Below are 26,943 nucleotides of genomic sequence, written 5' to 3'. Positions count from 1 at the left end.
GTCCTTCGACGTCGGCGGTGTGCAGGTGAAGGTCACCGTGGTGTGGTGGCTGGTCTTCGCGGCGCTGGCGACCTGGGTGCTGCTGCGCACGAAGTACGGCAACTGGATCTTCGCGGTCGGCGGCAACCAGGGCAGCGCCCGCGCGGTCGGTGTGCCGGTGACCTTCACCAAGATCTCGCTGTTCATGCTGGTCGGGTTCGGTGCCTGGTTCGTCGGCATGCACCAGCTGTTCTCGTTCAACACCGTGCAGTCCGGTGAGGGTGTGGGCCAGGAGCTCATCTACATCGCCGCGGCCGTCATCGGCGGCTGTCTGCTGACCGGCGGCGCCGGTTCGGCGATCGGCCCGGTCTTCGGCGCCTTCATGTTCGGCATGGTGCAGCAGGGCATCGTCTACGCCGGCTGGAACCCGGACTGGTTCAAGGCCTTCCTCGGCGTGATGCTCCTCGGCGCCGTCCTCATCAATCTGTGGGTCCAGCGCACGGCGACCCGGAGGTGACCCGAATGACAACCAACGGAACCGGCACCCACGGCGCCATCCTCGAGGACAAGGTCCCCGACAAGGACACGGCGGTCGTCGAACTGCGGTCGGCAGGCAAGTCCTACGGCAACATCCGTGCCCTGCACGGCGTCGACCTGAAGGTGTTCCCCAGCCAGGTCACCTGTGTCCTCGGCGACAACGGCGCGGGCAAGTCCACCCTCATCAAAATCATCTCGGGGCTGCACCAGCACACCGAGGGCGAGTTCCTCGTCGACGGCGAACCGGTGCGGTTCTCCACCCCGCGTGAAGCCCTCGACAAGGGCATCGCCACCGTCTACCAGGACCTCGCCGTGGTCCCCCTGATGCCGGTCTGGCGCAACTTCTTCCTCGGCTCCGAGATGACCAAGGGCCCCTGGCCACTGCGCCGTCTCGACATCGAGAAGATGAAGAAGACCGCCGACGAGGAACTGCGCAACATGGGCATCGTCCTCGACGACCTCGAGCAGCCCATCGGCACCCTCTCCGGCGGCCAGCGCCAGTGCGTGGCCATCGCCCGCGCCGTCTACTTCGGCGCCCGCGTGCTGATCCTGGACGAGCCCACCGCCGCCCTCGGCGTCAAGCAGTCCGGTGTCGTGCTGAAGTACATCGCCGCCGCCCGCGAGAAGGGCCTGGGCGTCATCTTCATCACCCACAACCCCCACCACGCCTACATGGTCGGCGACCACTTCAGCGTCCTGCGCCTGGGCACCATGGAGCTCAACGCCTCCCGTGACGAGGTCAGCCTCGAAGAGCTCACCAACCACATGGCCGGCGGCACCGAACTGGCCGCACTCAAGCACGAGTTGAGCCAGGTACGCGGCGTCGACGTCGAGGAACTCCCCGAAGAGAAAGACCTCACCGCACCCGTGGCGTCCTCGGAAGGGAAGTCCTGACATGCCCCCTGTGCTGGACCGCATCCGGGTCGGCTCGGCCCCGGACTCCTGGGGCGTCTGGTTCCCCGACGACCCCGTACAGGTGCCCTGGGAACGCTTCCTCGACGAGGTCGCCGAGGCCGGCTACCCCTGGATCGAGCTGGGCCCGTACGGCTATCTGCCGACCGACCCGGCCCGCCTCACCAACGAGGTGAACAAGCGCAACCTCAAGGTGTCGGCGGGCACGGTCTTCACCGGCCTGCACCGCGGCCCCTCCGTCTGGGAGTCCACCTGGGCGCACGTCAGCGAGGTCGCCGCCCTCACGCAGGCCATGGGGGCGAAGCACCTGGTCGTCATCCCGTCCTTCTGGCGGGACGACAAGACCGCCGAGATCCTGGAGCCGCCGGAGCTCACCGGCGAGCAGTGGGCCCACCTGACCAAGGGCATGGAGCGGCTCGGGCACGAGGTGAAGGAGACCTACGGCCTCGACATCGTCGTGCACCCGCACGCCGACACCCACATCGACACCGAGGCCCACGTCGAGCGCTTCCTCGACTCGACCGACTCCGACCTGGTCAACCTCTGCCTGGACACCGGTCACTACGCCTACTGCGGTGGCGACAGCGTCAAGCTGATCGAGACCTACGGCGAGCGCATCGGCTATCTGCACCTCAAGCAGGTCGACCCGGAGATCCTCGCGGACGTGGTGAAGAACGAGATCCCGTTCGGACCCGCGGTCCAGCGCGGCGTGATGTGCGAACCACCGGCCGGTGTACCGGAGTTGGGTCCCGTCCTGGAGGCCGCGCAGAAGCTGAACGTGGACCTGTTCGCGATCGTCGAGCAGGACATGTACCCGTGCGAGCCGGACAAGCCGCTGCCCATCGCGGTGCGCACCCGTAAGTTCCTGAGGTCCTGCGGCGCCTGACGACCCGAAAGGACGGCCGATCACCATGACTCAGCGTCCGCACACGCTCGGAGTCGCAGTCATCGGTACCGGAAAGATGGGTGCGGACCATGTGCGCCGCATCCAGGAGGTCACCAGCGGCGCACGGGTGACCGCCGTCGTGGACGTCGACGCGGAACGCGCCAAATCGGTCGCGGCCCGCGTCGACGGCTGCACCGTCCACACCGACCCGGCCGCCGCGATGGCGTCGGCCGACGTCGACGCGGTGATCGTCGCCTCACCGGGCCCCGCCCACGAGGCGGCGCTCCTCGCGGCCTTCGAGCACGATCTGCCGGTGCTGTGCGAGAAGCCCCTCACCCCCGACGCGGCGTCCGCGCTGCGGGTCCTGGAGGCCGAGCAGAAGCTGGGCCGGCGCCGGGTCCAGGTGGGCTTCATGCGGCGCTACGACGCCGAGTACATGAAGCTCAAGTCCCTGCTGGCGACAGGCCAGTTGGGCCGCCCCCTGATGCTGCACAACCGGCACCGCAATGTCGCCAGCCCGCCCGGCTGGACGTCCGAGATGCTCATCAACGACTCCGTGACGCACGAGATGGACGTGACCCGCTGGCTGCTCGGCCACGAGATCACGGCCGTCACCGTGCTGACCCCGACGCCGTCCGACAACGCCCCGGACGGCATCCGCGACCCGCAGTTCGTGGTCTTCGAGACGGACGGCGGCGCGATCGTCGACGTCGAGATCTACGTCAACTGCGGCTTCGGCTACCAGGTCCAGGCCGAGGTCGTCTGCGAACGCGGCACCGGCCGCGTCGGCGACGGCCACGCCCTGGTCACCAACGCGGCCGGCCGCTGGGGCGGCATCATCGCCCAGGACTACATCGAGCGGTTCGCCGACGCCTACGACCGTGAGGTCCAGGCCTGGGTGGACGCCACCCGGCGTGGCGAGGTCACCGGGCCCAGCGCGTGGGACGGGTACGCCGTGGCGGCGGTGTGCGAGGCGGGCGTACGGGCGTTGGAGGAAGGGGGCCGGGTCGCCGTGGAACTCGTCGACAGGCCCGCGCTGTACGCGAATTGACCTGCTGTCGGCTCACCCTGACATGAGCGGACGGCTGAGGGCCGGGGAGAATCTCCCCGGCCCTCTTTTCGTGCCCGAGCGTCAGCCCGCGAGCGTCGTACGCGGACGCGGCTCGAAGCCCGCCGCCCGGTAGGACTCGTCGATCAGCGACATCGTCGCCAGCGCGTCGTCCGCGTCCAGCGGGAGCGGGGCGTCCCGGCGTATGTGCGCGGCGAGCGCCTCCAGTTGGTAGGTGTACGACGAGCGCGTGCCGAGCCGCTCCGTCCGCTCGCCCTGGGCCGTGCGCACCACGACCCGGTCGTCGCGGTGCGGCAGCACGAAGTTCGGCGCGAACGCCTCGCCCCGGGAGCCGACGATCCGGCAGCTCATCTCCAGCTCGCCGTACGCCATGTGACAGCGGGCCGACGCGGTCGCCCCGCCGGGGAACTCCAGCTCGGCGTCCAGCCACTCGTCGACGCCGGGCGCCCCGGCCCGCTCGCCGCCCCGCGCGCGGACGAGGCGCGGGGCACCGCCCGCCCAGGGGGCGAGCATCCGCACCGCGTGCAGGCTGTAGCAGCCGAGGTCCATCACGGCGCCGCCCGCGAGGGTCAGCGACCAGCGCGGGTCCGAGTCGTCCGGCGCCGGAATGGCGACCAGCGTCTCCACCCGCTGCAGCTCGCCGAGTTCACCGCTCTCCAGAATCTCGTGCAGGCGGCGGGTAACCGGGTGGAAGAGGTAGTGGAACGCCTCCATGAAGACGGTTGCGGACTTGGCGGCCGCCTCCCGAACCTCGGCGGCCTCCTCGGCGTTGCTCGCCGACGGCTTCTCCGACAGCACATGTTTGCCGGCCGCGAGGGCGGCGAGGTTCCACGGCCCGTGCAGGCCGTTGGCGAGCGGGTTGTAGACGACCTCGACCTCGGGATCGGCGAGCAGGTCGGTGTAGGAGTCCACCACCCGCTCCACGTCGTGCTCGTCGGCGAACGCCTCGGCGCGGGACCGGTCGCGCGCGGCCACCGCCACGAGGCGGTGGCCGGTCGTCCGGGCCGGGCCGACGAGGGAGAGCTCGGTGATGCGTGCCGCGCCCAGTACTCCGATGCGCAGTGGTTCCCGGCCCGGGTCGCTCATGCCTGTCGTACCTCCTCGATCGTCACCGGACGGTGCTCGTGCAGCGACAGTGTGCACGCATCGGCGATCCAGCCCGCCTCCAGTGCGTCCTCGATCGTGCACGGTGAAGGCCGGGTACCCGCCACGACCTCCGTGAACGCGGTGAGTTCGGCGCGGTAGGCCGCGGTGAAGCGGTCCATGAAGAAGTCGTGCGGGGTGCCCGCCGGGAAGGTCACGCCGGGCTCGACCGAGCGCAGCGGCAGCTTGTCCTCCAGGCCGACCGCGATGGAGTCCGTGAAGCCGTGGATCTCCATGCGGACGTCGTAACCCCGGGCGTTGTGGCGGGAGTTGGAGACCACCGCGATCGTGCCGTCGTCCAGGGTGAGGATGGCGCCGGTGGTGTCGGCGTCGCCCGCCTCCTTGATGTAGTCGGCGCCCTTGTTGCCGCCGACGGCGTACACCTCGGTCACCTCACGGCCGGTCACCCAGCGGATGATGTCGAAGTCGTGCACCGAACAGTCCCGGAAGATGCCACCGGAGGCGGCGATGTACGCGGCCGGCGGCGGGGCCGGGTCCAGCGTGGTCGAGCGGACCGTGTGCAGCTTGCCGAGCTCGCCGCTCTGCACGGCGGCGCGGGCGTTGACGAAACCGGTGTCGAAGCGGCGGTTGTAGCCGATCTGGATCGGCACGTCCTTGCCCTGGACGGCCTTGAGCACCTCCACGCCCTCGCTCATGGTCTTGGCGACGGGCTTCTCGCAGAAGACGGGGATGCCGGCCTCGACCCCGGCCAGGATCAGCGCCGGGTGGGCGTCGGTCGCTGCCGCGACGACGATGCCGTCCACGCCGGCCGCCAGCAGGGCCTCGGGCGAGTCCACGACCTCGGCGCCGAACCGCTCCGCGGCGGCCTTGGCGGCGTCCGCGAACGGGTCGGTGACGACGAGGGAGTCGACCGCGTCGAGTCCGGAGAGGGTCTCGGCGTGGAAGGCGCCGATGCGGCCGAGGCCGAGGATTCCGATACGCATGGGGGTGGGTGCTCCTTGCAAGCGGTGGTACGGGGAGGTGGGGAAGGTCAGTCGAGTCCGCCGAGGACGTTCTGGTCCCAGTCGATCACCGAACCGGTGACGACCCCGGACCGGTCCGACAGCAGGAAGACCACGAAGTCGGCGATTTCGTCCGGCTGGCCGAGCTTGCCCATCGGCAGCCTGGCGGCCGCCTGCTCGCGCCAGTCGTCACCGGCGTCGTGGAAGTTCTTCTGCGTCGCGTCCTCGCCCTCGGTCGCCGTCCAGCCGATGTTCAGGCCGTTGATCCGGATCCGGTCCCAGCGGTGCGCGTGCGCAGCGTTGCGGGTCAGCCCGATCAGACCGGCCTTGGCGGAGACGTACGGCGCGAGGAACGGCTGCCCGCCGTGCGCCGAGGACGTGATGATGTTGACGATCGTGCCGGGGGCCTTGCGCGCGACCATGTCCGAGACGGCGGCCTGCATCGCGAAGAAGGGTGCCTTGAGGTTGATCGCGATGTGCTGGTCGAACAGCTCGGGCGTGGTGTCGAGCAGCGTGCCCCGGGAGGTCAGCCCCGCCGAGTTGACCAGGCAGTCGATCCGCCCGTACGCGTCGACGACTTCGGCGACGGACGCCTTGGCCTGCTCGGCGTCCGCGAGGTCGGCCCGTACGAACAGGGCCTTGCCCCCGTCGGCGGCCAGCTCGGCCACCAGCGCCTCACCGGGCTCGGTACGCCGCCCGGTGACGGCCACCACCGCCCCCTCGCGGACGGCAGCCCGCGCGATCGCCGCGCCGACGCCCTGGCTGCCGCCGTTGACGAGGACGACCTTGTCGTCGAGAAGTCCCATGTCTTTCCGGGTCCTTTCAGCTCTGGTCAGCTCTGGCGCCGCTCGGCGCCGGCCCGCAGCTCGTCCCGCAGAGCCTTGGGAGTCCATGCCTCGCGCAGCGCGCGCCGTACGACGTCCGCCTGCGAGGGCGGGGCCAGGCCGGCCACCGGCGGATCGCTGTCGAGGTTCGTGGGGAAGGGGTAGCCCTCGGCGCTCGCGGCGATCACGTTCGCCCACCAGGGCTCGTCCGCGCCTTCGCTCAGGCGGCGCAGCAGCACGGGGTAGACGGCGTTCGTGACCGCCTCGCGGTCCACCGTCTCCATCGCCCGCCCGAACGCGGAGGACACCTGCAGCAGGTTCGCCATGCGCCGGATGCCCGACGAGCGGTTGGTGCCGGCCGCGTGGAACAGCGCCGGGTTGAAGAAGGCCGCGTCGCCCTTGGCGAGGGGGAGCTGGACGTGGTGCGCCTCGAAGTGGGCCTGGAAGTCCGGCAGTCGCCACGCGAGGTAGCCCGGCTCGTACGTCTGCGAGTACGGCAGGTACAGCGTGGGTCCGGACTCGACGGGCATGTCGCAGTGCGCGACGGCGCCCTGGAGGGTGAGCACGGGGGAGAGGCGGTGGACGTGGGCCGGGTACGCGGCCGCCACGTCGTTCGGCAGGAACCCCAGATGGTAGTCACGGTGCACGGTTTGGGCCACGCCGCCCGGGTTGACCACGTTGACCTGCGAGGTGACCTGGTAGCCGGGGCCGAGCCAGGCGGTGGAGACCAGAGCCAGGATGTCGTTGGCGTAGTAGTCGGCGAACGCCTCGGCGTCGTACAGCGCCGCCTTCTCCAGCGCGTTCCACACCCGGTCGTTCGCGCCGGGCTTGGCGAAGTGGTCGCCCGCCTCGGCGCCGGACGCGCGCTGCTCGGCGATCAGGGCGTCGAACACCTCGGTGAGCCGGTCGACGACGCTCGGGTCCGAGAACGCGCCCTGGAAGACCACGATGCCGGGGCCGTCGCTGAGGGCGCGCACCAGCTCGGCCTGGACCTCCCGGCGGTTCTCGGCCCGGCGCAGCCGCTCACTGTCGTAGAGCAGGACATTGCGCTCCACGGAGGCGGCGTACGGGTAGTCGGCGAGGTCGGTCGTCCGCTCGACGAGGGCGCGGAAGCTGTCGAGGTCGCAGTCCTGCTCGGACAGCCAGGAGCGGCGGTGTACGGAGGTGAAGGACATCGGTGTCCTCTCGGTGACAGGGGCGACTCAGCGCTGTCATTCTTGTCATGACAATCCCCTCGAACAACCAGCAGGCGACCATCAAAAACCCCTCAAGGAGCCGTCGCATGGGCCACCCCTTCCCGATCCGGGAGATCGCACGTCAGGCGGGTCTGAGCGAGGCCACGGTGGACCGGGTCCTGAACGGCCGGGGAGGGGTGCGGGAGAGCACCGCGCGGGAGGTCCAGCAGGCCATAGCCGACCTGGACCGCCAGCGCACCCAGGTTCGGCTGCTGGGCCGGACCTTCATGATCGACATGGTGGTGCAGGCGCCCGAGCGGTTCACCACCGCCGTGCGCGCCGCCCTGGAGGCCGAGCTGCCGTCCCTGCACCCGGCCGTCGTGCGCTCACGCTTCCACTTCCGTGAGACCGGGCCGGTGCCGGAGCTGTGCCGCACACTGGACCGCATCGCCCGGCGCGGCTCGCAGGGCGTGATCCTCAAGGCCCCGGACGTCCCCGAGGTCACGGCCGCCGTCAGCCGGCTCGTGGAGGCGGGCATCCCGGTCGTGACCCTGGTGACCGACCTGCCCTCCACCGCCCGCCTCGCCTACGTCGGCATCGACAACCGGGCCGCCGGCGCCACCGCCGCGTACCTGATGGGTCAGTGGCTGGGGGAGCGGCCCGGCAATGTGCTGACCAGCCTCAGCAGCGGCTTCTTCCGCAACGAGGAGGAGCGCGAGATGGGCTTCCGCGGCGCCATGCGCGCCCTGCACCCCGACCGCACGCTCGTCGAGATCGCCGAGGGGCAGGGCCTGGACGCCACCCAGTACGACCTGGTCAGGGCCGCGCTGGAACGCGACCCGGACATCCGTGCCGTCTACTCGATCGGCGGCGGCAACATCGCCACCCTGCGCGCCTTCGAGGAACTGGGCCGCGACTGCGCGGTGTTCGTCGCCCACGACCTCGACCACGACAACACCCGTCTGCTGCGCGAACACCGCCTGTCCGCCGTACTCCACCACGATCTGCGCCAGGACATGCGCGAGGCCTGCCACATCGTGATGCGGGCGCACGGCGCGCTGCCGCCCGCGGGGCCCACGCTGCCGTCGGCGATCCAGGTGGTGACGCCGTACAACATGCCCACGCCCATCCGGTGACGGTCGGGGCCGTCGCCCTGGCGTGTATCCCCGCTCGACAGGTCCCGGCTCCCTACCGTCGTGCGCATGTGGAAATCGAACCCGGACGGCGGGCCCGAGCGGCTGGTGGCGCTCGCCGACGGCGTGTTCGCCATCGCCATCACGCTGCTCGTCCTGGACTTCTACGTGCCACGGGGACTCGACGGCGCGGAGTACGACGACGCCCTGCACGAACTGATCCCGAACCTCGGCGCCTACGCGCTCACCGTGCTGGTGCTCGGCGCCTTCTGGCGTGAACACCGCCGCATCTTCCGCCTCGTGAGGCAGATCGACGGACAGGTGATCTCGCTGTCCATCCTGGGCCTGGGCGTCGCGGCCCTGCTGCCCTTCCCCACCAAGCTCATCGCCGAGTACGGCCAGGAGCCCACCTCGGTCGCCGCCTACGCGGGGGCGGTCGCCGCCCTCGGCGCCGCCCACCTCGCCCTGCTTCTCCTCCTGGCCGGGCGCCCCTGGCTGCGCGACGGGGCGGCGCCGCCGGAGGGCTTCCGCCTGTTCGCGCTCGACCTCGCGGTGACGGTGCTGGTGTTCTCCCTCAGCGTCCCGCTCGCCCTGGCCGTCGGCTCCGCCGCCATGTGGCTGTGGCTCGCCCTGGCCCCGGTGAAACTGGCCATCGGCCTGCGTGCGGCCCGGGCACGCTGACGCCGGCCCTCACGCCCCCGTGGCCACGTCCACCCACGCGCCACTGCGCGCCGACCGCACCATCGCGTCCAGTACGGCCGCACTGCGCACGGCGTCGGCCGGCGTGGCCCCGTGCGGTGTGCCCTCGGCGACCGAGCGCAGGAAGCGGTACGCCTCCACTACCTTCAGGTCGTCGTAGCCCATGGCGTTCGCCGCGCCCGGCTGGAAGGCGCCGAACTCGCCGTCGCCCGGGCCGACGTACACCGTGCTGACCGGCTGGTCCTGGTAGGTCGTGCCGCGGCTGACGCCCAGCTCGTTCATCCGGCGGAAGTCCCAGAAGACCGCGCCCTTGGTGCCGTGCACCTCGAAGCCGTAGTTGTTCTGCTCCCCGACCGAGACCCGGCAGGCCTCCAGGACGCCGCGCGCGCCCGAGGCGAAGCGCAGCAGGCAGTTGACGTAGTCCTCGTTCTCGACGGGGCCGAGCTCGCCGCCGGTGGCGCGGGTGTGACCGGCGGTGGCGCGGGTGGGGCGGGCCCGTTCCGGGATGAAGACGGCCGTGTCGGCGGTCAGCGACGTGATGTCACCGAGCAGGTACCGGGCCAGGTCCGCGCCGTGCGAGGCGAGGTCGCCCAGTACCCCGCTGCCTCCGCGCTCCTTCTCGTAACGCCAGGTCAGAGCCCCCTCGGGGTGAGCCGCGTAGTCGCTGAAGAGGCGGATGCGGACGTGGGTGACCGTGCCGATCTCGCCGGCGGCGATCAGATCGCGGGCCGCCTCGACGGCGGGGGCGTTGCGGTAGTTGAAGCCGACCGCGCCCTGGACACCGGCCTTGGCGACCGCCTCGGCCACCGTCTGGGCGTCCGCGAGTGTCAGGCCCACCGGCTTCTCGATCCAGATGTGCTTGCCGGCCTCGGCCATCGCCACACCGATCTCGCGGTGCAGGAAGTTCGGGGCGGTGATGCTCACGGCCCGCACGCTCGGGTCGGCGGCCACCTCGCGCCAGTCGCGGGTGGTCGAGGCGAACCCGAACTGTGCGGCGGCCTCCTCGGCCCGGCCCGGCACCTCCTCGGCCACCGTCACCAGCCGCGGACGCAGGGCCAGCTGCGGATAGTGGTGCGGGACGCGGGCGTACGCCTGGGTGTGCACCCGGCCCATCCAGCCGAACCCGATGACGGCGACACCGAGCGAATCCACCATGACAGCCTCATTTTGGAACGGTCCATTTTCCTGTCCAGGCCACCTTGGGTGCCGTTTCCCCTGGGTGTCAACCCTTTGACAAGCCCCACAGGGTCATGGAACGGTCCATGCCATGAGACCGCCGACGATCCGCGACGTGGCCGACCGGGCCGGCGTCTCCAAGTCGCTGGTCTCGCTGGTGCTGCGCGGCTCCGACCAGGTACGGCCGGAGAAACGGGACGCCGTCCTGCGCGCCGTACGCGAACTCGGCTACCGCCCCAACGCCGCCGCGCGCAGCCTCAGCGAGCAGCGCACCCGCACGGTCGGCGTCCTCCTGAACGACCTGCGCAACCCGTGGTTCGTCGACATGCTCGACGGCCTCAACTCGCTCCTGCACGACAACGGCCTGCACATGCTGCTCGCCGACGCCCGCCTCAACCGCCGCACCGGCCAGGATCCGACCGGCCCCTTCCTCGATCTGCGGGTCGACGGCCTGGTCGTGGTCGGCACGCTCCCCGACCCGGCCGCGCTCGAAGCGGTGGCCGCGCGCATCCCTGTCGTGGTGGCCGGTGCCCGTGAGCCGGTGCCGTCCGGCGTCGACGTGGTGGCGGGCGACGACGAGCGGGGCGCCCGCCTGGTCGCCGAGCACCTCATCGGCCTCGGGCACCGGCGCATCGCGCACATCGCGGGGTACGGCGCGGTGGGCGAGCTGCGCCGGCGGAGCTTCGAGGCGGCGATGCGGGAGCACGGCCTCGGGGACGAGGCGGTCGTCGAGCCCAGCGACATGACAGAGGAGGGCGGTTATCGCACCACCGTCCGCCTGCTCAGCCGCCCCGAGCGACCCACGGCCGTCTTCGCCGTCAACGACATCGCCGCCGTCGGCGCGCTCTCCGCGGCCGAGGAACTGGGGCTGCGCGTGCCGCGCGACCTGTCGATCGTCGGCTACGACAACACGAGCATCGCCCGCCTGCGCCACGTATGGCTCACCACGGTCGACAACACCAGCCACGAGGTCGGGCGGCGCGCGGCCCGCTGCCTCCTGGAGCGCTTCGAGGGCACCGGGGGGCAGGGACGGGTCCAACTCGCCACACCCACCCTGGAGATCCGGGGCTCCACGGCGCCCCCGCTCACAGATTGATCGCGTACGCCTCGCGCAGCGTCTCGTGCACCGTCCACGTCGTACGGTCGCCCTCGCGCAGGACGGCCATGTCCCCGGGCCCCCCTTCAGCGTCGGCCCGTCCTCGACCTCGATGGTGGCCGACCCGCTGATCACGACGAACAACGCGTGCCGCGCTCGGTTTCAGCACAGCCTTGTGCTCAATACGGCAGACAAAATTGTTGACAATTATGTTTGGCTAGATTTACGTTCGACAGGCACTCACTCAGGGAGGGCACATGCCGAAGGAAGCCCGTCCGAGCACCGGAGAGCAGGCCAAGCAGCATGCGTTCGCGCAGTTGCGGCAGGCGATCCTGCACGGCGAGATGGCACCGGCGCAGCGGCTGGTGGAGAACGAGCTCGCCGAGCAGTTCGGGGTGACACGGGCCAGCATCCGCGCGGCACTCATCGATCTGGAGGCTCAGGGACTGGTCGAGCGGATCCGCAACCGCGGCTCGCGGGTGCGGGTGGTGACCGTCGAGGAAGCGGTCGCCATCACCGAGTGCCGGATGGCCCTGGAGGGGCTCTGCGCGGCCAAGGCCGCCGTCGCCGCCAGCGACGAGCAGTTGACCCTGCTGGCGGACCTGGGCGCGGCGATGACCAAGGCCGTGGCCGACGGCGAGCCGATGACGTACTCCGAGCTCAACCAGGAACTGCACGCCAGGATCCGGGAGTTCTCCGGCCAGCGCACGGCCGTGGAACTGCTGGAGCGGCTCAACGCACAACTGGTGCGCCACCGCTTCCAGTTGGCGCTCAGGCCGGGACGCCCGCAGCACTCCCTGAACGAGCATCTGGCCATGATCGAGACGATCAGGGCCAGGGACCCGCAGGCGGCCGAGGCGGCCGTCCGCGCCCACCTCACCAGCGTGATCGAGGCACTGCGCGACTGATCACGGCGGTGTGGGGCGGGCGCGCACCTGTCACTCGAGGAGAACCAGCAATGACGCATGCCGATGCGCCCTCCCCCACGCTCGAACAACCTCGCGCCGGGGGACCCCCGTCGCCACCGCGCTCGACCCTCGTCATCACCGCGCACGCCGGGGACTTCGTGTGGCGGGCGGGCGGTGCCGTCGCCCTGGCCGCCTCCCGGGGTGAGCAGGTCACCATCGCCTGCCTGACCTTCGGTGAGCGCGGCGAGTCCGCCAAGGCCTGGCGCGAGGGCAGGAAGCTCGACGAGATCAAGGCGATACGCCGCGACGAGGCCGAGCGTGCCGCCGCCACCCTCGGCGCCGAGGTCCGCTTCTTCGACGCCGGCGACTACCCGCTGGTCGCCACCGCCGAGCTGACCGACCAGCTCGTCGCGGTCTACCGCGAGACCCAGCCCGACGTCGTCCTCACCCACCCCACCGAGGACCCGTACAACGGCGACCATCCGGCCGCCAACCGCATGGCCCTGGAAGCCCGCATCCTCGCCCAGGCCATCGGCTACCCGGGCGACGGAGACATCATCGGCGCGCCGCCCGTCTTCTACTTCGAGCCGCACCAGCCCGAGATGAGCGGCTTCAAGCCCGAAGTCCTCCTCGACATCACCGAGGTGTGGGACACCAAGCGGGGGGCCATGGAGTGTCTCGGCGCCCAGCAGCACCTGTGGGACTACTACACCGACCTCGCCGTCCGCCGCGGCGTCCAGCTCAAGCGCAACGCCGGACCCAACCTGGGCCTGGCCCACAAGACCATGGCCGAGGCGTACATGCGCCCCTACCCGCAGATCGCGAAGGAGCTGGCATGAGCGGCGTGATCGTCACCAACCCGCCGAAGGCGGAGCTGAAGGACGTCGACGCGCTGGCCGGCTTCGGCGTGGCGACGGTGAGCGAGGCGATGGGCCGAACCGGCCTGCTGGGCCCGGGGATTCGCCCCGTGCAGCAGGGCGTACGGATCGCCGGCACCGCCGTGACGGTGCTCAGCTGGCCCGGCGACAACCTCATGATCCACGCTGCCGTGGAGCAGTGCGGCGAGGGCGACATCCTCGTCGTCACCACCACCTCCCCGTCCACCGACGGCCTGTTCGGCGAGCTGTTCGCGACCGCCCTGAAGCAACGCGGCGTACGCGGTGTCGTCATCAACACCGGCATCCGCGACACCCAGGAACTGCGGGACATGCGCTTCGCCGCCTGGTCCCGGGTGGTCAGCGCGCAGGGCACCGTCAAGGCCACCGGCGGCTCGGTGAACGTGCCGGTCGCCATGGACGGCCAGGTCATCCGCCCCGGCGACGTGATCCTCGCCGACGACGACGGGGTGGTGGTCGTCCCCCGCGAGCGTGCCCGGGCGACGGTGGAGAAGGCCGAGGCCCGCGAGGCCAAGGAGGCCGCGACACGCGCCGCGTTCCTCGACGGCCAACTCGGCCTGGATCGCTACGGGTTGCGGGAGACGCTCGTACGGCTCGGCGTGACATACAAGTCCTACGACGAGTACGTCCGCGAGGAGGCACAGCCGTGAGCGGGCCCGTGGAGGTCCGCTGCATGCTCATGCGCGGCGGCACCTCCAAGGGCGCGTACTTCCTCGCCGAGGACCTCCCCGCCGAACCCGCCCTGCGCGACGAGCTGTTGCTGCGCGTCATGGGTAGCCCGGACGAGCGGCAGATCGACGGCCTGGGCGGCGGGCACCCGCTCACCAGCAAGGTCGCGGTGGTCTCGCCCTCGCCGGGTCCGGGCGCCGATGTCGACTATCTCTTCCTCCAAGTGGCCGTCGAGCAGCCCGAAGTGAGCAACCGTCAGAACTGCGGGAACATCCTCGCGGGTATAGGGCCGTTCGCCGTGGAGCGCGGCCTGGTCCCGGCGGGGGAGGAGCGGACCTCCGTCCGCATCCGCATGGTCAACACCGGCGACCTCGCCACCGCGACCTTCCCGACGCCGGGCGGCCACGTCGACTACACGGGCGAGGCGGAGATCTCGGGCGTGCCCGGCTCGGCCGCCCCCGTGCTGATCGAATTCCCGCCCGGCACCGCGCAGTTGCTGCCCACCGGCAACGTCCGCGATCTGATCGACGGCATCCCGGTGACCTGCGTGGACAACGGCATGCCGACCGTCCTCATCCAGGCCGCCGCACTCGACGTCACCGGCTACGAGGCGCCCAGGGACCTGGAGGAGAACCTCGCCCTCGCCGAGCGGCTTCGTGAACTCCGGCTGGCGGCGGGCAAGTTGATGGGACTCGGCGACGTCTCGGACACCACCGTCCCCAAGCTCACACTCCTCGCCCCGCCCCGGGACGGCGGCACGATCACCACCCGCACCTTCATCCCGGTCCGCTGCCATACGTCGATCGGCGTACTCGGCGCCGCCGGCGTCGCCGCTGGTCTGCGCGTCGAAGGCGGCGTCGCCGCGGACCTCGCGGAGCTGCCCGCCGACGGCGACCGCGTCCGCATCGAACACCCCACGGGCTTCCTGGACATCGAGAGCAGCCTCGCCACCGACTCCGCAGGCCTGCCCACCGCCCGCCGCACCGCCGTCGTCCGTACGGCCCGCAAGATCTTCGACGGCACCGTCTTCCCCCGGTCCGCCGAGACGGCCCCACTCCCCGCGCCCACCCCCGGAGGCCCCCGATGACCCCGCCGCTCGGCGACATCGCCCACATCGGCCACGCCCAGCTGTTCACCCCCGACCTGGCCGCCAGCGTCGCCTTCTTCACCGACTACCTGGGCCTCACCGTCAACGGCCAGGACGGCGACACGGTCTATCTGCGGACCTTCGACGACTACGAGCACCACAGCCTGGTCCTCACCGCCCGCGAGCAGCCAGGACTCGGCCGCCTCGCCTTGCGCACCTCCAGTGAGGAGGCACTGCACCGCCGTATCAAGGCAGTTGAGGCCGCCGGCGGCTCGGGCAAGTGGGTCGAGGACGAGCCCGGCATCGGCAAGCTCTACCTCACCACCGACCCCGACGGACACGAGCACGCCCTGTACTGGGAGAGCGAGTACTACCAGGCGCCGCAGGAGCTGAAGCCCGCGCTGAAGAACCAGCCGCAGGCCAAGCCCAACAGGGGCGTCGGCGTACGACGGCTCGACCATGTCAACTTCCTCGCCGCCGACGTGCTCGCCAACGCCGAGTTCCAGGAACAGGTGCTGGGCGCCCGGCCCACCGAGCAGATCCAGCTCAACTCCGGGAAGATCGCCGCCCGTTGGCTCACCTTCACCAACAAGTCGTACGACGTCGTCTACACCTCGGACTGGACCGGCTCCGCCGGTCGGCTGCACCACATCGCCTTCGCGACCGACACCCGCGAGGAGATCCTGCGCGCCGCCGACCTCGCCATCGACAGCGGCGTGTTCATCGAGACGGGTCCGCACAAGCACGCCATCCAGCAGACGTTCTTCCTGTACGTCTACGAGCCCGGCGGCAACCGCATCGAGCTGTGCAACCCGCTCACGCGACTCGTGCTGGCCCCCGACTGGCCGCTGATCACCTGGACCGAGGCCGAGCGGGCCAAGGGGCAGGCGTGGGGCCTGAAGACGATCGAGTCCTTCCACACGCACGGGACCCCGCCGGTCGCCTGATGCGCCGGTAGGCACCGTCGGCGCCCGCGCCGCACTTGTTCAGCCCTTCTTTCCAGGCGTTGCTGGATTGTCGCTGAGATTGTTGACAAAAACGTTGACTACATTGTCCCGGCTCCTTAGCGTCTGGCGCACAACGCACGAGAGGAAAACAAGGATGTCCTCCTCCCCCTCCCCAACCGCTCGCGTCGGCAGACTGGCCGTACTCGCCGTCGGCCTGTGCTGGCTGGCCGTCCTCTTCGACGGCCTGGACATGTTCATCTACGGCTCGGTGCTGCCCCACATGCTGGCGGAGAAGGCCCTGGGCCTGACCCCCGACCAGGCCGGTGACCTGGGCAGTTACGCCACCTTCGGCATGCTGATCGGCGCGCTGACCGCGGGCACGGTCGCCGACCGGATCGGCCGCAAGAAGCTGATGGTCGCCTGCGTCGCGCTCTTTTCGCTGGCCTCCGGGCTTTGTGCGATGGCGGGCAGCGTCGCGGTGTTCGGCCTCGGCCGCACGCTCGCCGGTATCGGCCTCGGTGGTCTGCTGCCGACCGCGATCAGCATGGTCTCCGACTACGCCCCGCGCGGCCGCGGCGCCCTCACCGTCGGCATGCTGATGACCGCCCATCACGCGGGCGGCATCCTCTCTGCCTACGTCGCCCTGTGGGTCGTCGAACCCCTGGGCTGGCGGGCCGCGTTCTGGTTCTGCGTGCTCCCGCTGCTCTTCGTGCCGGTGCTCGCCAGGTTCCTGCCCGAGTCGCTGAGCTTCCTTCTCGCCAAGGGCCGCGGCGAGGAAGCCGGCGAGCTGGCCCGGCGCTACGAGGTCGAGCTGCCCACCGCCCCGGCCGACAAGCGGCCCGCCGCCGACCGCCGGCACTCCCTGGCCAACCTCTTCCGGGACGGCGAATGGACCCAGACCCTGCTGTACTGGCTGGCCTCCTTCGGCGGTCTGCTCCTCGTCTACGGCGTCGCCACCTGGCTGCCCACCCTGATGCGCGGCGAGGGCTACAACCTCGGCTCCGCGCTGACCTTCGTGGTCCTGTTCAACCTCGGCGGCATCGTCGGCATGCTGGTCGCCGGACGCGCCTCCGACCGCTTCGGCGCCCCACGGATCTCGGCGATCTGGTTCGCGCTGACCGCCGCCGGAGTCTTCCTGCTCAGCGTCCACATGCCGCTGGCGCTCACCTTCACGGTGGTGTTCCTGACCGGAGTGTTCCTCAACAGCGCGCAGACCATGATCTACGCGACGGTCTCCATCCGCTCCAGCCCCGAGAACCGCGCCACCGCCGTCGGCTGGACCTCCGGCATGGGTCGCTTCGGTGCCGTCTTCGGGCCATGGCTGGGCGGCCAGTTGCTCGCCGCGAACAAGGGCGACTGGGGGTTCACCGCGTTCGCCCTCGCGGGCCTGTCGTCCATGGTCTTCATCGGCATCGCCGCACTGCGCGGCTCGAAGCGGACGACCCGGTCCGGCAGTGAGCAGGAGCTGATCGGCGCGCACTGACGGCCCATCGAGGGGCCCATTGATGGGGCACTGATTGGCGTCCGTCATATGTACCGATGAGCCGAACTGGGATATACGACTGTCTCGCGTATTGTTGCGTCATATGCCCGCTGTGACGCAGGGCGGCTTTCGGTGCGTCGGGTGCGGATGAGTGAATTGTTAAGGGGGAACGGGGACATGACGGGACTTCTCGCGTTGGTGGCCGTCGTCGGGTACATGGCCACCGCCGGTCTGCCGTGGTGGGTGGTGGTGGCCGTGGCCCTGCTGATGGCGGGGTTCGCCGCGGGGAGGTCCGGGAGCCCGGGCAAGGGCGCCAAAAGCACTACGGCGCCCGGGAGTTGGGACAGGGGCGCCAGAAGCACTGCGACCCCCGGAGGTTGGGACAGGGACGCCAGGAGCACTGCGACCCCCGGAGGTTGGGACAGGGACGCCAGGTGCATCCCGGCGCCCTCGAGTCCGTGCGAGGGTGCCGGAATCGCCCCGGCGACCGGCCCGGTGGGTGAGCCCGTCCGGTCCTCGGCCGACGCCTGGTCGACCGCCCCGCCGGTCGCGGTGAACGCAGGTGCCGCGTGCCCGGAAGAGTGACCGGGGCGCGCAGCGGTCAACGGCGGGGCGCCCCGAACCCTCAGACGGTGCGGCTTCCGGTGGCCTCCCGCACATGCCGGGCGATCATCGCGTAGACCTCCCGCGCCTTCTGGTCGTCGTTCCCGTCGTACCCGTGGTCGGCCCCGGCCACTTCGTGGTGCTCGACCAGCGCACCGGCCCGCCGCAGCCGCTCGGCATAACGCTCGCCCTCGGCCCGCAGCAGGTCGTACTCGGCGGTGATCACCAGGGCCGGGGCGATGCCCTTCAGGTCCGCGGTGTCCGACGGATGCGCCGGCGACACGAGCCGGTCGTCGCGCCGCCGTACGTCCGGTACGTACGACGTGTCGAAGACATCGGCCATCCAGGGCCGCAGCATCGGCTTGGCGATGGCGGCGCGCTTCTTTCTGGAACTGGTCGCCAGGTCGAGTGGGGGATAGTGCAACACCTGCAGCGCGATCGAGGGCCCGCCCTCTTCAAGAGCCTGCCGCGCCACGGCCGCCGCGAGTCCGCCGCCGGCGCTCTGTCCGCCCACGGTGAGCCGGCCACCGTCCCAGCCCTCCTCCGCGCCGTGCTCGGCGACCCACCGGACCACGTCGTACGCCTGCCGGGGTGGCGCCGGGAACGGATGCTGCGGTGCGACGACGTAGTCCACGTTGATCACGACCGCCCCCGCCTCCGCGGCGAGGGTGCGGCACAGCGGGTCGTCCAGCTCGGTCAGCGTCATCACATAGCCGCCGCCGTGGAAGTTGATGTGCACCGGGGGAGCGGGTTCGGCGTTCGCGGGCAGATACACGGTGGCCCGGGCAGCGGCGATCGACGTCGGAATCGTCAACTCGCGTACCTTGCGCGGATATTCGGGGAATCGCGCATGCGAGGCAGCGGCGGAGCCGCGGCCACCGGAACGGCGGTCCGCCATCACGGTCACGCGTTGCATCGCCTTGGCGACGAGGGCGGCCACCGCGGGCCGGGCCAGGAGGGACATGAGGCTCCGATCGGTCGCGGCCCGTGGGCCGGCCCGGTGATGGACGAGGCTGCTTGATTTAGGCAATTATAGGTGACAACAATTATGGGTCAAGGGGTCGAATCGAGGAGGTCGGGCGCGTATGGGGTAGGGTTGACCTGCGTGATCACGCGGTTCGCCGCGCGACATACGCCGGGACGTGGCGCAGCTTGGTAGCGCACTTGACTGGGGGTCAAGGGGTCGCAGGTTCAAATCCTGTCGTCCCGACTTTGCGAAGTCGCAGGTCAGAGGTCGTTTCGGAGCAATCCGAAGCGGCCTTTTGGTCATTTTTGGAGACCGCGACCCATTTCCGGCTCCATGCCGGCCCGCACGGGCTCATCGATCTGCCGCACCGGCTCATGCACCGTCAGCTTGCCTTCGTCGATTCGCCAGAGCACATCCGCGCGCGCGGCGAGCTTGGGCTCGTCGGTGACGTAGATGACCGTGCCCGGATACCGCTCGAGCAGACGTTCCATCAGGTCGGAACCGAACGCTTCTTCCGATCTGACCTCGTCCAGCAGCAGAACCCGGGGCCCGCTGCGCAGCGCCCGTACCATCGCGACCTGGTAACGCACGGCCATGGAAAGACCGTGGCCGTTTTCGCCCACCCGGGTGCGCAGACCGTCGGGCAGCAGGGCGGCCAGGGCCTCGATGTGTTCCTCGTCCGCCCTTTTGGCCGCGTCCGGCGGTTCGCCGTACCGCAGGTTCTTGTCGACGCTGCCGCGCAGCAAGGGCAGTTCGGGGCTGGTCAGCCTGATCATCCGCCGCACCGATTCGGGGTCGTGCCGGGCGAGGTCCTGGCCGTCGAGCAGCACCGCGCCGGCGTCCGGCTCCTGCAGTCGCGCGATGAGGCGAAGCAACAGCGACTTCCCCGCGCTCGGCGGCCCCTGCAGCACGATCCGCTGCCCGGGCAACGCGACGGCCGACGCGTCCAGGACACCGTCCACGCGCAGTCCTTCGAGTTCCAGCCGCCCGGGCCCGTGCGCGAGCGGCTCGGCTCCGCGCAGTCCGGCCAGCGGCGTCCGCGCCGAGAGGACCTCGGCGATGCGCCGCCGCGCGACGCGCGAATGCTGCCAGTGCTCCTGCACACGGACCAGCGACGACAGGGGGCCACCGAGGAAGTTCGCCACCGTCAGCAGCGAGGCGAGTACCTCCCAGGTGGTGCCCGCCACCAGGCCCACCGTGACCACGACCAGCAGGATCCCGATCCCGCACGCCTCGGCCGTCGCCGACATCGCTCCGGTGAGACGGGCTTGGCGCACCATGGCGCGACCGTAATCACGACTGCGCCGCCGCATGACCCGGCGCTCCTGCTCGACCCGTCCGAGGGACTGCATGACGGCCGTGTGCGTGACCCGCTCGTTGACGAAGGCGGCGAGCTTGCCGTTGTGCCGCCTGGTCTCACGTACGCGTTCGCGCAGCCGCCGCCCGAAGAGCGCGACGGCGGCCGCGGCGAGGAGGATCAGCGCCGCCGACAGCGCGCCGATGCCCGGCGCGATGACGGCCAGGACGACGAGCGCGCACGTCACGAACACCCCGTCCACCAGGATCGGTGCCACACCCTTGCTGATCCACAGCCGCAGGGCGGAGGCGTCACCGGTGAAGCGGAGCACGGTCACACCGACCGTGCGCCGGAAGGGTCCCCCCGCCTCGCTTGCGGCGACGTGGTCGAAGAGACGCATTCTGACGCTGTGTACGTAGCTCTGCGCCAGCCGTTCCGCGAGCGGTTCGCCCGCCGCCTTCAGCAGTACGGTCGCGCAGGCCGACGTGACCAGCCCGACGGCCAGTGTGGTGGGCGAGTAACCGGCGACGTGCGTGTAGAGGGCGCTGCGGTCGTGGCCGGACGCGATCTCCCGGCCGTGCGTGATGCGGTAGGCCGCACCATGCACCAGGAGAGCGAAGCCGACCACGCAGACCGCCTGCGCAAAACCCGCGAGCACCAGAAGGAGCATCAGCCGGCGCCGCGCACCGCCGAGGGTGTGCGGCATCCGGACGCGCTGCCGTCCTGCCGTGGTCACGCCACTGTTTCGGCCGTCAGGGGAGCGCTGTACTCCGTCAGCCGACTGCGTTCCTGCGGCAGTCCGCCGTGGTCCGCCAGTCGACCGCCGTCGTCCGACAGCACGCTGCCGTCGCCTACGACGCCCCTGCCCGGGACGGCACCCGCGAGCAACTGATCGGTGACGGACGGGTCGGACAGGGCGGCCGTTGCGTACACCGGGACGTCCACGCAGGCCACCGCTTCGGCCACGGCCAGCGGAGAGGACGTCAGTACCCCGCTCAGGGCCACGACGGGAAGTCCCTCTTCACGCAGCATCCGTACCCCTGCCACTGCGCTGACCGACTCACCGGCCGCGAACACGATGCCGTCCACGCCCGCACGGAATTCCGGCGTCCGCATCAGCGCTGCCGTCTCCCGTTGCAGGAGCCCGTCCGCGACCTCCAGCACGATGGCGTCTGCCTGGTGACTCGTGAGGTCCGTGATCGCGCTGCGCAGAATACGGATCACCTGCGGCATCGGCAGTTGGTAGGTGGTGGGGAAACCCAGGTCGGTGAAGTCGATGACCCGCGACGCGCCCGCGTCGGCCATCAGCGTCGGGTCCCCGGGAGCGCCGGTGCCGGTCACCTTTGCCGCGCCGACCCGACGGCCGGCCAGGCCGAGGCCGCGGATGAGGGCGGCGGCCACGGTCGTCTTGCCCGAGTTCATCGATGTGCCGAGTACGGCGATGGTGCGCGGGCGCGCGGCGAGGACCGGCACCACGGGCCGGGCCAGCCGGGCCAGGTTGATGACTTCGCCGTGCTCGTCGGTCACCAGGCCGAGGGGCTCCACTCGGGTGGGGGACTTCATTTTGGAGTGGGAGGACACGACCCGCCCCGCTATGCCGCCTCCGGCGACCAGGTCACAGGGCCCGAGGTCGCCGGGCACCTCCGCCTCGAATTGATCCGGGGCGTAGCGCGCGCCGTAGGCGACCACGACCGTGTCGCCGACGAAGAGCCGATTCCGCTTTCCGTGTACTTGCCCGAGGAATCTGTGCTGGCCGATTTCGGTCACCCGGCACAGCACCAGATCGCCCGCCCGTGGAGGCCGATCCTCCACGCTCAGTCCCAGGGTTCTGGTGCTTCCGTAGCCCAGCTCGACAAGGCGGCGAGCGGTGTAGGAAACCTTCGCCACCTCGTTGCCGGAAGAATTGAACCGCACGCTCTGCATCGATTTCTCCTTACCCCTTCGTCCCGCGGAGCACCAGCATCCGCCGCGCTCGCAGAGTGCGCACTCCGGCCGACGTCATCTGCGGCAATCCGAACTCCTTATGGACGAGTCCCCCTGCTCACGGACCACGGCATCTCGCTGTGGCCCCGCAACACCCGGGTCGCCCGGAGTGGGACGGTCGTCGCCACCCTGGGCTTCCTGGCGCCGGGGGAGCCCTGAAGTCCGCGTACTGATTCCGCCTACTGATTCGGGAAGCCCTCACCTCGTACGGGAGGGGTCCCGCGACGGGGGCCGAAACTGGTCAGTGCGTCGGGCGCCTGCCGAGAAGCTGTCGAACCGAGCAGCTGTTGAACCGAGAATCTGCTGACCGAGAAGCTCACAAGCCGAGGAGACCAGCGATGCCCCTCTCCACCAGCCTCGCGCGTGGTGTCGCGCCCACCGCGCCCGGGACTCTGCACGCCCGTACGGTCACCGGTGAGCTCAGCGCACCGCCCCGCCAGGGGCTGACGGTTCGCTTCGGGCGCGGTGAGAAGCCGGACGTGGACCTGGGGGTCGGCGTGGACGACCTGCGGGTGAGCCGACGGCACGGCGAGCTGACGTACCGTCAAGGGCTGTGGTGGCTGCGCAACACCGGGCAGCAACTGGTCCGGCTGCCCCGCGGCCGGATGATGCATCTCGCCACCGAGCCGATCCCGCTCGCCACCGGCTACACCCCGCTGTTCGTGAAGGGCTCCGGCTACCGTGAGCACCTGGTCGAGCTGTACGTCGCGGGCCACGACGACCAGGGGCCGGTGTCGCGCAGGCGAGCCGAGACCGTACGACCGGAAACCTGGTCGCTGGACGACGACGAGCGGCTGTTGCTGGTGGTCCTCGGCCAGCGGTACCTGCTGTACGAGGAGGACCCCCGCCCACTGACATACCGTCAGGCCGCCGAGCGGCTCGGCTATCTCCGCCCGGACGCCAAGTGGAACGAGCGCAGGATCGAGTTCCGCATCGAGGCCGTACGCCGTCGGCTGCACGGCACCGGCTTCAAGTACCCGCTGCTGCACGACAAGTCCGAGGGCCGCCCCGCCGACAACAGTCTGCTGCACAACCTGATCAGGGGGCTCGTGGAGTCGACGACCCTCGTGCCGCCGGACCTGGAGCTGATGGAGGACGACGAGGCCTGGCCGGACTCCGGGCTCTGAGGAGGCATCAAAGCCCCCGCATCGACACCGCCCGCGTCAGCGCGCGCGGAGTTCGGCCGCGGCTGAGGTCGCGAGGTCCCTGGCCATCGTGCAGAGCTTGTCCGTGGACTGTCGCCCGCCGACCTCCAGGCGCACCATCTCGGCGGCGGTCTCGGCGTCCTGCCCGCTGTACCTGCGGTACTCGACGTAGGCCGTACAGGTGTCGCCGTCGTCGTTCTGTTCGACGATCGTGCGGTATCCGCTGAGTGTGACGGCCGTGGCGCCGTCCTCGGCGGACTTGGGCTGGTCGCGGAAGAAGCTCACTTCCGCATCCAGCTCGTCGACGTCGCTCTGCCACTCGCAGCTCCAGTTCGCGACGCCGACCTCCGGCACGTCGACCTTGAGGCCGGGAACGGCGGACAGTGCCTTGGCATCGAGCAGTTCGCAGGCGTCGGCCCAGGCCAGTGAGTTGCGCGGGTAGGCCGGTGAACGGCGGGGTACCGGACCCCGGTTGAGGATCTCGGCCGCGCTCGTGGCGGCCTTGTCGGCGACCGTGCACAAGGTGGCGTTGCCGCCGACCACGGAACCCTTGCCCATGTTGACGCGGACCCCGACCAGGGTGTCCTCGGTGTCGCCGTCGGACGTCAGCAGCAGCTTGCACTCGTCGCTCTCGGCCTGCTCCGCACGGATGCCGATCCGGCCGATGGTGCGGGAGGGCTTCGACCCCTCCGGCGGCGAGCCCCGAAGGAGACCGACCGACACATCGATCCGGGTCCTGGCGTCGACGCTTACGAGCATGTCGCAGCGGTCGAAGTTCCCGTAGTCCACGTCCACGCGGACGTCCCCGTCGCCGAACTGGTCGAGAGCGGCGGGGTCGGCCAGGGCGCACACGTCGGCCGTGTGCGGATCGCCGATCAGGGCCTGTGGTTCGCCGTCCGAGGCGTTCTTCTCCACTCGGCTCTGGCCGGGCTCGGGGCCGGTCTTCGCGTCGTCGTCGCCGCGGTCAGGGAGGACGACGAGTCCCAGGGCCAGTACGGCACTGATGCCGAGAGCGGCCGCGATCAGTGGCAGACGCCGGCGTCGGCGCCCGGTGACGGTGGTGGCCGTGTCCCGGGAGGTTTCCCGGTCGGATCCGGCGACTTCCGTCAGCAGCCGCCCGACCTCGGCGGCGTCGGGGCGTTGCCGCGGATCGCGTTGCAGCATGGCGGTGAGCACGGGGTAGAGCGGTCCCACGGCGGCGGCGTCCAGCTCGACGACGCCCTGCTCGGCCTTCCAGTACCTCAGCCGCTCGGCTTCCTCGCCGTCGTGCCCCGTCCCGGCGGGGTCGGCGTGCTCCTCGGGGACGTCACCGCGCGGTGGCACGCCGGTGACCAGGGCGTGGAGGGTGGCGGCCAGGCAGAACACGTCCGACGCAGGCCGCGGGACGTTGCCCCGGGCCAGCTCGGGGGCGGCGTAGTCGGGGGTGAAGCTGAACGGGCCGTTGACGGTGATGGTCTCGGTGCCGCCGACCCGATAGGCGGCACCGAAGTCGAGTAACTTCGCGGCCCCGTGCCGGGTGAGGCCGATGTTGGCGGGCTTGACGTCGCAGTGGACGATGCCCGCTTCGTGCAGGGCGGCCAGTGCGTCGGCGAGCTCGGCACCGATGCGGGCCGCCCGCGCCGGAGAGACCGTCGGCTGCCGGTCCAGGCCGCCGCCGGGCACGTACTCCATGACGAACCAATAGGTCTCCGGCCCGGCGTCGTCCTGCCGTACGGTCACGACGTCGAACAGGGTCACCACGTGGGGATGGTCGCGGAACTTGGCCATGGCACGCGGTTCGCCCAGCAGCCGCCGCACCGCGGTCTCGCCCTCGCCCTGCGGCCGCTCCGGCTTCAGCGCGACGTCCTGGCCCACCACCCTGTCGTGGGCCAGCCACACGTCGCCGCCCCGCCCCGCGCCGATGACTTCCCTGAGGACATAGCGGTCGGCGAACTCGTCCCCGGAACGCACGGATCTTCCCCCTCGGTCGACTCCGGAACGCACACGGCCACGGTCCAGGGCCGCGCGCATGGATCGAACTTACTGCGTACGGAGGGCCGTACGCAGTGTCTACCCAGAGCCTTCATCAGTCGCACGCATGCGTAGACGCGGGCGGCACCACGGGGCACGGGAGGGGTCCCGGGAGGGGCGTCTACGGTACGCCTCGGCCCGTACCGAACACCCCCTACGGAGGAGACCGACTCCATGCGCAGCACCCGGACCCTCGTGCTCGCCGGCATCACCGCGACTGTCTCGACCGCCACGCTCACGCTCTCCGCCCACGCCGGCACACCGACGCCGCACGGGCAGTCGGCCGCCCGGTGTACGTACCCCTCCGACGTGCTCGACCTGACGAACTGGAAGCTGACGCTGCCCACCGGCGAGGACGAGGACCCCACCGAGATCACCCAACCCGAGCTGGCGACCTTCTCCGCCGATCCCTGGTTCCGGGCCGAAGCCGGCTGCGCCGCGGTCGGCTTCCGGGCCGCCGTCAACGGTGTGACGACGGGAGGTTCCAGCTATCCGCGCGCCGAGCTGCGGGAGATGACCGACGGCGGCGAGGACGAAGCCGCCTGGTCCACCACGGACGGCACGCACACCCTCGTGGTCAGGGAGGCGTTCACGGCACTGCCCGCCGAACGGCCGTGGGTGGTCGGCGCCCAGGTCCACGGCGGGGACGACGACGTCACCGTCTTCCGCCTCGAAGGCAGCAGCCTCTACATCACCGACGGCGACGACCGCCACCACCACCTCGTCACCGACGACTACGAGCTGGGCACCGAGTTCGAGGCCAAGTTCGTGGCGAAGGACGGGGAGATCGACGCGTACTACAACGGCAGGCTGCAGACCACGATCTCCCACGACGGCGACACCAACTACTTCAAGGCCGGGGCCTACACGCAGGCCAACTGCAACAACTCCGAGCCGTGCACCGCCGACAACTACGGCGAGGTCCGCATCTCCCGCATCAAGGTCACCCACTCCTGACCGGCGGACGGCGGACGGCGGACGGCGGCCGGACCGTGCCGGTTTCCGGGAGGGCCCGGGACGTGCGTCGAGCGAATGCCCTATGGCATCAACTTGCCGCCAGATCGGGAGAGTTGACGGTGGCTTCATTCCGAATGTCGGCGGGTGTCGGCCCACGCCCAGCGAGGGGGGCCGGCCCAGGCGGCGGCGTGCCGGCGGAGGATCCAGGAGCGGGACCCGGGGGGTCCGGCCGCCTTGGTCGGGCCGGCGAGGATCGACCTGCTCGGCCGACGCGGCCCACGGGCGGCGCTCGCCCGGCACCGTGGTCGTACGGCACTGGCCGTCGCGGTCTGTGCGGTGGCCGCGATCACGGCGGGCGCGGTCGCCCTCACGGACGGCCCCGCCAGGTCGGCCGGGCCCC

24 protein-coding genes, 1 tRNA gene and 1 pseudogene are annotated in these 26,943 nt (G+C 70.7%); 16 read left to right on the top strand and 10 right to left on the bottom strand.

The features are described from left to right. The 4 genes from EHO50_RS41535 to EHO50_RS41520 form a co-directional block, all read left to right on the top strand. Positions 1–496 (top strand): ABC transporter permease (locus EHO50_RS41535; protein WP_164905103.1); only part of this gene is annotated, 496 nt, incomplete at its 5' end. A 5-nt stretch (positions 497–501) separates the two neighbouring features. Next, on the top strand, positions 502–1,410 hold the full coding sequence (locus EHO50_RS41530) for an ATP-binding cassette domain-containing protein (RefSeq protein ID WP_128437046.1): 909 nt from the start codon (positions 502–504) through the stop codon (positions 1,408–1,410). 1 nt (position 1,411) lies between these two features. Further along, complete coding sequence (locus EHO50_RS41525) at positions 1,412–2,314, top strand: sugar phosphate isomerase/epimerase family protein (protein ID WP_128437045.1); 903 nt, start codon at positions 1,412–1,414, stop codon at positions 2,312–2,314. 25 nt (positions 2,315–2,339) lie between these two features. Further along, positions 2,340–3,365, top strand: coding sequence for a Gfo/Idh/MocA family protein (locus EHO50_RS41520; RefSeq protein ID WP_128437044.1), 1,026 nt, complete (start codon positions 2,340–2,342; stop codon positions 3,363–3,365). A gap of 81 nt (positions 3,366–3,446) precedes the next feature. Here EHO50_RS41520 and EHO50_RS41515 read toward each other — a convergent pair whose 3' ends face one another. Genes EHO50_RS41515 through EHO50_RS41500 form a run of 4 tightly spaced genes read right to left on the bottom strand, consistent with a single transcriptional unit; the run spans position 3,447 to position 7,487 of the window. Continuing rightward, positions 3,447–4,469: a Gfo/Idh/MocA family protein gene (locus tag EHO50_RS41515; RefSeq protein ID WP_128437043.1), complete on the bottom strand. Its 1,023-nt coding sequence runs from the start codon at positions 4,467–4,469 to the stop codon at positions 3,447–3,449. After that, positions 4,466–5,470 (bottom strand): Gfo/Idh/MocA family protein, encoded by a 1,005-nt coding sequence (locus tag EHO50_RS41510; protein ID WP_128437042.1) that lies wholly within the window; start codon positions 5,468–5,470, stop codon positions 4,466–4,468. Before EHO50_RS41510 ends, EHO50_RS41515 begins: the two co-directional genes overlap by 4 nt. A gap of 47 nt (positions 5,471–5,517) precedes the next feature. Further along, a complete protein-coding gene (locus EHO50_RS41505) occupies positions 5,518–6,294 on the bottom strand; it encodes an SDR family oxidoreductase (RefSeq protein WP_128437041.1) in 777 nt (258 codons plus the stop codon). A gap of 26 nt (positions 6,295–6,320) precedes the next feature. Beyond that, positions 6,321–7,487 carry a phytanoyl-CoA dioxygenase family protein gene (locus EHO50_RS41500; RefSeq protein WP_128437040.1) on the bottom strand — a complete coding sequence of 389 codons (1,167 nt, stop codon included), beginning with the start codon at positions 7,485–7,487 and terminating at the stop codon, positions 6,321–6,323. 107 nt (positions 7,488–7,594) lie between these two features. On the opposite strand from EHO50_RS41500, the gene EHO50_RS41495 reads away from it, so the two are divergent. Both EHO50_RS41495 and EHO50_RS41490 read left to right on the top strand, forming a co-directional pair. Further along, positions 7,595–8,623: a LacI family DNA-binding transcriptional regulator gene (locus EHO50_RS41495; protein WP_128437039.1), complete on the top strand. Its 1,029-nt coding sequence runs from the start codon at positions 7,595–7,597 to the stop codon at positions 8,621–8,623. A gap of 66 nt (positions 8,624–8,689) precedes the next feature. After that, complete coding sequence (locus tag EHO50_RS41490) at positions 8,690–9,301, top strand: TMEM175 family protein (protein ID WP_181449794.1); 612 nt, start codon at positions 8,690–8,692, stop codon at positions 9,299–9,301. Positions 9,302–9,310: 9 nt separating this feature from the next. Here the strand turns inward: EHO50_RS41490 and EHO50_RS41485 are convergent, their stop codons facing one another. Further along, positions 9,311–10,474 (bottom strand): Gfo/Idh/MocA family protein, encoded by a 1,164-nt coding sequence (locus tag EHO50_RS41485; RefSeq protein WP_128437038.1) that lies wholly within the window; start codon positions 10,472–10,474, stop codon positions 9,311–9,313. Positions 10,475–10,586: 112 nt separating this feature from the next. Here EHO50_RS41485 and EHO50_RS41480 point away from each other — a divergent pair, with 112 nt between their 5' ends. Further along, positions 10,587–11,591, top strand: a complete 1,005-nt coding sequence (locus EHO50_RS41480) for a LacI family DNA-binding transcriptional regulator (RefSeq protein ID WP_128437037.1) — start codon at positions 10,587–10,589, stop codon at positions 11,589–11,591. On the opposite strand, the pseudogene EHO50_RS45505 reads toward EHO50_RS41480, so the two are convergent. After that, positions 11,581–11,735, bottom strand: a pseudogene (locus tag EHO50_RS45505) (cupin domain-containing protein); the annotation flags it as partial. The gene EHO50_RS41480 and the pseudogene EHO50_RS45505 sit on opposite strands and share 11 nt — an antisense overlap. Before the next feature lie 113 nt (positions 11,736–11,848). Here EHO50_RS45505 and EHO50_RS41470 point away from each other — a divergent pair. From EHO50_RS41470 to EHO50_RS41445, 6 genes are all read left to right on the top strand, one after another. Next, on the top strand, positions 11,849–12,499 hold the full coding sequence (locus EHO50_RS41470; RefSeq protein ID WP_128437036.1) for a GntR family transcriptional regulator: 651 nt from the start codon (positions 11,849–11,851) through the stop codon (positions 12,497–12,499). A 50-nt stretch (positions 12,500–12,549) separates the two neighbouring features. Further along, positions 12,550–13,338 (top strand): PIG-L deacetylase family protein, encoded by a 789-nt coding sequence (locus tag EHO50_RS41465; RefSeq protein ID WP_128437035.1) that lies wholly within the window; start codon positions 12,550–12,552, stop codon positions 13,336–13,338. Further along, a complete protein-coding gene (locus tag EHO50_RS41460; protein WP_128437034.1) occupies positions 13,335–14,045 on the top strand; it encodes a 4-carboxy-4-hydroxy-2-oxoadipate aldolase/oxaloacetate decarboxylase in 711 nt (236 codons plus the stop codon). Before EHO50_RS41465 ends, EHO50_RS41460 begins: the two co-directional genes overlap by 4 nt. Further along, the gene (locus EHO50_RS41455) at positions 14,042–15,151 is read left to right on the top strand and encodes a 4-oxalomesaconate tautomerase (protein WP_128437033.1); all 1,110 of its coding nucleotides are present in this window, start codon (positions 14,042–14,044) and stop codon (positions 15,149–15,151) included. The genes EHO50_RS41460 and EHO50_RS41455 overlap by 4 nt, the downstream gene beginning before the upstream one ends. Continuing rightward, the gene (locus EHO50_RS41450; RefSeq protein WP_128437032.1) at positions 15,148–16,098 is read left to right on the top strand and encodes a catechol 2,3-dioxygenase; all 951 of its coding nucleotides are present in this window, start codon (positions 15,148–15,150) and stop codon (positions 16,096–16,098) included. Before EHO50_RS41455 ends, EHO50_RS41450 begins: the two co-directional genes overlap by 4 nt. A 154-nt stretch (positions 16,099–16,252) precedes the next feature. Further along, entirely contained in the window at positions 16,253–17,581 is a 1,329-nt protein-coding gene (locus EHO50_RS41445; RefSeq protein WP_128437031.1) for an MFS transporter, read from the top strand. Between the two features lie 625 nt (positions 17,582–18,206). On the opposite strand, the gene EHO50_RS41440 is transcribed toward EHO50_RS41445, so the two are convergent. Then, the gene (locus EHO50_RS41440) at positions 18,207–19,148 is read right to left on the bottom strand and encodes an alpha/beta hydrolase (protein ID WP_128437030.1); all 942 of its coding nucleotides are present in this window, start codon (positions 19,146–19,148) and stop codon (positions 18,207–18,209) included. A 172-nt stretch (positions 19,149–19,320) separates the two neighbouring features. On the opposite strand from EHO50_RS41440, the gene EHO50_RS41435 reads away from it, so the two are divergent. Further along, positions 19,321–19,394 (top strand) — tRNA-Pro (locus EHO50_RS41435). Between the two features lie 56 nt (positions 19,395–19,450). Here EHO50_RS41435 and EHO50_RS41430 read toward each other — a convergent pair. Both EHO50_RS41430 and EHO50_RS41425 read right to left on the bottom strand, forming a co-directional pair. Beyond that, positions 19,451–21,184, bottom strand: a complete 1,734-nt coding sequence (locus EHO50_RS41430; protein ID WP_128437029.1) for an ATP-binding cassette domain-containing protein — start codon at positions 21,182–21,184, stop codon at positions 19,451–19,453. After that, positions 21,181–22,371 (bottom strand): P-loop NTPase family protein, encoded by a 1,191-nt coding sequence (locus EHO50_RS41425; protein WP_246101829.1) that lies wholly within the window; start codon positions 22,369–22,371, stop codon positions 21,181–21,183. Before EHO50_RS41425 ends, EHO50_RS41430 begins: the two co-directional genes overlap by 4 nt. 398 nt (positions 22,372–22,769) lie before the next feature. On the opposite strand from EHO50_RS41425, the gene EHO50_RS41420 reads away from it, so the two are divergent. Next, positions 22,770–23,558 (top strand): FHA domain-containing protein, encoded by a 789-nt coding sequence (locus EHO50_RS41420; protein WP_128437028.1) that lies wholly within the window; start codon positions 22,770–22,772, stop codon positions 23,556–23,558. 36 nt (positions 23,559–23,594) lie between these two features. Here EHO50_RS41420 and EHO50_RS41415 read toward each other — a convergent pair whose 3' ends face one another. Continuing rightward, positions 23,595–25,526, bottom strand: coding sequence for a serine/threonine-protein kinase (locus EHO50_RS41415; protein WP_128437027.1), 1,932 nt, complete (start codon positions 25,524–25,526; stop codon positions 23,595–23,597). A gap of 234 nt (positions 25,527–25,760) precedes the next feature. Between EHO50_RS41415 and EHO50_RS41410 the strand changes: the two genes are divergently transcribed. Further along, on the top strand, positions 25,761–26,543 hold the full coding sequence (locus EHO50_RS41410) for a polysaccharide lyase family 7 protein (RefSeq protein ID WP_128437026.1): 783 nt from the start codon (positions 25,761–25,763) through the stop codon (positions 26,541–26,543). Positions 26,544–26,943: the final 400 nt, after the last annotated feature.

The sequence above is a fragment of the Streptomyces cyaneus genome, from assembly GCF_004028635.1.
Lineage (GTDB): Bacteria > Actinomycetota > Actinomycetes > Streptomycetales > Streptomycetaceae > Streptomyces > Streptomyces cyaneus.
The sequence above is the reverse complement of the archived record's forward strand: the minus strand, read 5'-3'. Positions and strand labels throughout refer to the sequence as shown.

Excerpts from the sequence above, each read along its gene's own strand:
- EHO50_RS41530 (WP_128437046.1), top strand. The coding sequence starts at position 502 with ATGACAACCAACGGAACCGGCACCCACGGCGCCATCCTCGAGGACAAG.
- EHO50_RS41445 (WP_128437031.1), top strand. The coding sequence starts at position 16,253 with ATGTCCTCCTCCCCCTCCCCAACCGCTCGCGTCGGCAGACTGGCCGTA.
- EHO50_RS41465 (WP_128437035.1), top strand. The coding sequence starts at position 12,550 with ATGACGCATGCCGATGCGCCCTCCCCCACGCTCGAACAACCTCGCGCC.
- EHO50_RS41505 (WP_128437041.1), bottom strand. The coding sequence starts at position 6,294 with ATGGGACTTCTCGACGACAAGGTCGTCCTCGTCAACGGCGGCAGCCAG.
- EHO50_RS41495 (WP_128437039.1), top strand. The coding sequence starts at position 7,595 with ATGGGCCACCCCTTCCCGATCCGGGAGATCGCACGTCAGGCGGGTCTG.
- EHO50_RS41500 (WP_128437040.1), bottom strand. The coding sequence starts at position 7,487 with ATGTCCTTCACCTCCGTACACCGCCGCTCCTGGCTGTCCGAGCAGGAC.
- EHO50_RS41420 (WP_128437028.1), top strand. The coding sequence starts at position 22,770 with ATGCCCCTCTCCACCAGCCTCGCGCGTGGTGTCGCGCCCACCGCGCCC.
- EHO50_RS41480 (WP_128437037.1), top strand. The coding sequence starts at position 10,587 with ATGAGACCGCCGACGATCCGCGACGTGGCCGACCGGGCCGGCGTCTCC.
- EHO50_RS41490 (WP_181449794.1), top strand. The coding sequence starts at position 8,690 with ATGTGGAAATCGAACCCGGACGGCGGGCCCGAGCGGCTGGTGGCGCTC.
- EHO50_RS41410 (WP_128437026.1), top strand. The coding sequence starts at position 25,761 with ATGCGCAGCACCCGGACCCTCGTGCTCGCCGGCATCACCGCGACTGTC.
- EHO50_RS41485 (WP_128437038.1), bottom strand. The coding sequence starts at position 10,474 with ATGGTGGATTCGCTCGGTGTCGCCGTCATCGGGTTCGGCTGGATGGGC.
- EHO50_RS41460 (WP_128437034.1), top strand. The coding sequence starts at position 13,335 with ATGAGCGGCGTGATCGTCACCAACCCGCCGAAGGCGGAGCTGAAGGAC.
- EHO50_RS41510 (WP_128437042.1), bottom strand. The coding sequence starts at position 5,470 with ATGCGTATCGGAATCCTCGGCCTCGGCCGCATCGGCGCCTTCCACGCC.
- EHO50_RS41470 (WP_128437036.1), top strand. The coding sequence starts at position 11,849 with ATGCCGAAGGAAGCCCGTCCGAGCACCGGAGAGCAGGCCAAGCAGCAT.
- EHO50_RS41450 (WP_128437032.1), top strand. The coding sequence starts at position 15,148 with ATGACCCCGCCGCTCGGCGACATCGCCCACATCGGCCACGCCCAGCTG.
- EHO50_RS41525 (WP_128437045.1), top strand. The coding sequence starts at position 1,412 with ATGCCCCCTGTGCTGGACCGCATCCGGGTCGGCTCGGCCCCGGACTCC.
- EHO50_RS41425 (WP_246101829.1), bottom strand. The coding sequence starts at position 22,371 with ATGCAGAGCGTGCGGTTCAATTCTTCCGGCAACGAGGTGGCGAAGGTT.
- EHO50_RS41440 (WP_128437030.1), bottom strand. The coding sequence starts at position 19,148 with ATGTCCCTCCTGGCCCGGCCCGCGGTGGCCGCCCTCGTCGCCAAGGCG.
- EHO50_RS41520 (WP_128437044.1), top strand. The coding sequence starts at position 2,340 with ATGACTCAGCGTCCGCACACGCTCGGAGTCGCAGTCATCGGTACCGGA.
- EHO50_RS41515 (WP_128437043.1), bottom strand. The coding sequence starts at position 4,469 with ATGAGCGACCCGGGCCGGGAACCACTGCGCATCGGAGTACTGGGCGCG.